A 4,490-nucleotide genomic window follows, 5' to 3' on the forward strand; every position below is an offset into this window, starting at 1 on the left:
AAAAAAAAATAATACTCGTTTGGGAAAGATTTTCGGGATATATGATAACTCACCGGAAAACGACTCTATTACTATATGTGAAAATGGTATTAGTTGGACAACCAATCATAACAATATTTATGTTTTATTTAATGATATAAAAAAAACCTCTATTGAGGGAGATAAATCATCGGAAAATATATTAATTTATCTCAAGAATAATCAAATAATAAAACTTCCAGTTAGAGGTAAAAATGGTCGCTTTTCTGATATATTTGAGTTTTTGAGATTTTTAGATCGAGTCTTATCAGAACTGAAATAATCAACATCCTAGTATGTTACTGGAGGATATTATCCTCTTTTAAACTTGCAAAGCAAGTTCAATAATTAATTTGCTTTGCTAAATTTTAATCATTATTGTGTCGATTAACAATAAAACTAAATTCATCTAACTATCTACTATTACGTTGTTAATATTATGATAAAGTTGAACGATTTAGCTACACCTATGATGCCTTTAATCGGCGTACTAGCAAAACCGTGGATGGTAAAACCACCGAATTTTTTTATTCGTCTCATCCATGAGACTCACCCTTGCAGGGCCAACGCTAAAGCGTTGTTCAAATTTGTTCCAGACAAATTTGTGGCAAGGTAGCCGGCTTATTGCCGAAACGGATAATGATAAACACTGGCAAACCTACCTTTACGAGCCGGATTCCTACCGCCCATTAGCCCTTGTCCACGGCAATGCACAGCAAGATAATATCAAACTCTACTGGTACCAAAACGACCACCTCGGCACCCCCATTGCCCTAACCAGCAACATGGGTGACACCCTCTATGAATGCCAGTATAATGCTTATGGGCAGATAATAAACGAAATCTACCATCAAGACGATTTCCACGCCCTGCCGGATAACCCGTTAAGGTTCCAAGGGCAATATTATGATGAGGAGACGGGATTACACTACAACCTAAACCGTTATTACGACCCATTTACAGGCAGGTATATCACTCAAGATCCGCTCGGTATACTCGGCGGACTAAATAGTTATCAATATGCTGGTAGCGATCCGATAAATTGGATTGATCCGTTAGGGTTGATTAAGGTTGAAAATAATGGGTTTGAGGGGGTTGCTGGAACAGGGATTGATATTGTTAAAACTGAAAAATTAGCAATACAAGCACAACAAGAATTAATAAACGAAATTAATAAATTTGGTTCAAAAAATCAAGCAGCAAAAAATGCAACAATGGTAGGAGCATATGATCCTGTAACAGGCCAAATAGCAATTGGTAGCAGTAACGCTAATATAACTGCAGGAGCATTACACCCAAGGACAGTAGAGTATATTGAAACACAATTAGGTGTCAAGATAGGCGAATTTACAAGCTTTTGTAAAAATAAAGCCGGTGCATGTGCCGAAGTCTCGGGAGCTGATAAATTAATTCGAATGGGTTCTAATCCAGAAAATATAAAATTTACAGACGCTTTAAGACCTCGGGATGTTTGGGGAAAAAATTACATACCTCCTGCAGCTGTAATTCTACCATGCCAAAACTGCCGAATTACTTGGCCAAAAGGGAAAAAATAGAAATGAGCATATTAAATATAAATTGGAAACCAGAGTTTGGAACGATTTTTACATGGTTTGCAATGGACAAAAATGGGAAAATAGCTGTAATGGTTAATAATTGTTTTGGTGATTTGCCAAAATGTTTATTATCTATTGAAAATGCTGAGTTATTACTTGATCAATTAAATGAATATATGTGGGAGGAATCTTCAGTTTATTTAACTTATCCCCAAAATAAAAGAGGTGATTTTAAATTAGATTTATATTCTTATTGGCGTCATAAAAATAATCTTGGTAAGGAAGCAATTATAGCTGAATTAATAAATGATTTCATTCATTCAGGTCATTACAGTGATGCTAATTTAGCAATAAATAAAGGTTTTTTTGAATACCAAGCAATTGAAGGAAGTTTTGAAGGAGAAGATTATCCTGTTGGCTATAATGATAAAACTAAAATGGGGGATTATTTCAGATATTTAATGCCAACAATATATGCTTCAATAGAAGATTTCCCTGAAGAATTACGTCATGGAATAGTTGTATCAGACATAATTGATTTTACCAATGATAGATTGCTTGATAATGACAAAATTAATGACTATTTCCCGAGGATGTATAAAAAATAAATGACAAACCTTGCATTCGTAGAGTTTTGTTTTTACGTATTAATTAGTGCTAGAAAGTGGAAGAATCAAGTTGGAAGCGGAATATCAAATATTGTCTCAAAATTAATGTCTGAAATGAAGACTAAAATTATAGAAGGTCAAAGTATTACAAATACGAATAAGATTGTTGGTGAACATTCATAAATGTATAAATAATTCTAATCCTAAATACACCGGTAGTGAGCCGATAAATTGGGTTGATCCGTTAGGGTTGATTAAGGTTGAAAATAATGGTTTTGAAGGGATTGCTGGAGAAGAGATAGATAGTACATTATCAATTCCGACTATTAATCCTGCAACAAATAGAATTGCTACTGAGCATATAATTGTGCCATCAGGAAAAGCACCACATAGAGGAAAACCTAACTCAATTTATGAAGTATCGAGAGCTGATGGGTCTAGAAGTGTTACTTATTATGACGCAAATGGTAGAACTTTTTCTCGTGAAGACTATGGACAAATTCACCCACATGGACAAATAGGTTTAGGTCCAGACGGAAGAGTTGTTCCTCATGAACATAAAATTACATATAATGATAAAGGATATGTAACAGGTAAATACTATAGAAAACTCGATTCCAATGGGAAACCCATTGGTGAATGGATTAAGGATAAATAAATGAATAATTATATTGTTGGATATCTTGCTGGAATTAACTATAACAATAGTAAATCTATTTTAAAAAAAATAGCTGCGAATTATAGTATTGGATTAAAAGAAATTTTACCGGAACAATTGTTTCAATTTACTGAAAGGTATTTACCTAATAAAAATGAAACTAATTTCATTTTTTCAATGAGTGATAGCCCTGATTCTGAAGAAGCTGATTATTTGATTGATTATTTAGATTATGCTCCAGAAATGCAAAGTAAATTCCCTTCGTTAGGAAGAGATCGTTTACTAATTTTGATTAGTATATTACAAGAAATGATGACTCTTACAAATTGTTCGAAACTTGTGATATCTTTGACAGACTCCGGTTATATTTATTCATATAAAAAGATAAAATTTATTGAATTATCAAAAACGTTACTTTCAGATTTTGAAGTAAGCGAAGGTGCTCCAGATACACTTTATGAAATCATATATTAAGTGTAGTAGCTCAAATTTAATCTGACAGACACTTGTTATTCATCGGCATTCATTTTAATAAAGTGGGAGTGCGATACGCAAAATAAACTCTCCAATTGCTTTTCCTTAACCAACACTTTTGCATAGTTCCTCGTTTTCCATAACAATATTTTCCCGAGTGTGCTCTTTCCCGATTGTAAAACTCAAGCCATTGCTCAATCACTTATCCTTATGCCAATCCCGAGCATCATCATGCTGAGGTGGTATTTATACCAAGTCAGGGAAGCCAGCTAGGTGGGCTGCATATGAAATGAGAGATGAAGTCCGTATAAGAGTTATTTATGAACCCGCAAATGGAAGAATAATAACAGCATTTCCAGATAATGCACCTATCCCCCAAAACTATAAAAAAGTAGGTAAGTGAAAAATTAAAGAGGATTAAATATTATGTTAGTAAATGATTGTATAAAAGAATTTGGGAACGCATTGAAAGATAGGTTGGATCCTGAAATAGTTGATTATGCAATTGACTATATAAATCATTCAGAAAGTATTCTAGCTTTTGAAACATTATGTGATCATATTGCAGATTTTGACGTAAAAATTAGTTCTGAAGAGTATCAAAAAATACTTAAAATTGTAAAATTACTTGATTTGAAGTTAGACAGTCGATACTTATATATAAATCCGAATAAATAAATATCTATCCCCACTTAACTGTGGGATTTTACTTTAAACTTTTTAGCGATGTACTTGAATTCACCATCGCTATGATGATAACACCGGCTTACTCAGTGGCACTAAACTACCCGATGGGCAATGGTTAGAATATTATCATCTTAATGGGCAACTTATCGCCCATCAACGCTATCACGGTTATGATATCAGCACACAGACCTCGCTCTGGCAACAGCACTACCACTACACTCCTGATGGGCAGCTTGCCGAAATCACAGGGGCACAGCCACGCCGTTACCACTATGATAACGCCGGTCAGCTACACACCGTCACTTATCCTGAGGCCAACCCCGAGCATCATCATGCTGAAAAAGTTGAGCTATTTGACTATGACCAAACCGGCAATAAAATAACAGAAACCCAAGCGCTGGCACCTGCGCCGTTTCACGCCAATATTGCCAAAGGCAACCGCTTAACCTTTTTTAGTGACAAACACTTTGAATATGACCGCTTTGGTAA

General features: G+C 34.6%; 6 protein-coding genes. All 6 read left to right on the plus strand.

Features of this window, described 5'->3' with window-relative positions; translation table 11 throughout:
• Window positions 1–301 (plus strand): hypothetical protein (locus A9G35_RS09215; protein ID WP_176701406.1); only part of this gene is annotated, 301 nt, incomplete at its 5' end.
• Between the two features lie 259 nt (window positions 302–560).
• Window positions 561–1,574: an RHS repeat-associated core domain-containing protein gene (locus tag A9G35_RS09220; protein WP_065636598.1), complete on the plus strand. Its 1,014-nt coding sequence runs from the start codon at window positions 561–563 to the stop codon at window positions 1,572–1,574.
• Between the two features lie 2 nt (window positions 1,575–1,576).
• Window positions 1,577–2,182: a hypothetical protein gene (locus tag A9G35_RS09225; protein WP_065636599.1), complete on the plus strand. Its 606-nt coding sequence runs from the start codon at window positions 1,577–1,579 to the stop codon at window positions 2,180–2,182.
• A 169-nt stretch (window positions 2,183–2,351) separates the two neighbouring features.
• Window positions 2,352–2,840, plus strand: a complete 489-nt coding sequence (locus A9G35_RS09235; RefSeq protein ID WP_065636601.1) for a hypothetical protein — start codon at window positions 2,352–2,354, stop codon at window positions 2,838–2,840.
• Window positions 2,841–3,314, plus strand: coding sequence for a hypothetical protein (locus A9G35_RS09240; RefSeq protein WP_065636602.1), 474 nt, complete (start codon window positions 2,841–2,843; stop codon window positions 3,312–3,314).
• Window positions 3,315–3,740: 426 nt separating this feature from the next.
• Entirely contained in the window at window positions 3,741–3,992 is a 252-nt protein-coding gene (locus A9G35_RS09245; protein ID WP_065636603.1) for a MafI family immunity protein, read from the plus strand.
• Window positions 3,993–4,490 lie beyond the last annotated feature (498 nt).

This window comes from Gilliamella sp. Choc5-1, assembly GCF_001690595.1.
In the GTDB taxonomy this organism is placed as follows: domain Bacteria; phylum Pseudomonadota; class Gammaproteobacteria; order Enterobacterales; family Orbaceae; genus Gilliamella; species Gilliamella apicola_M.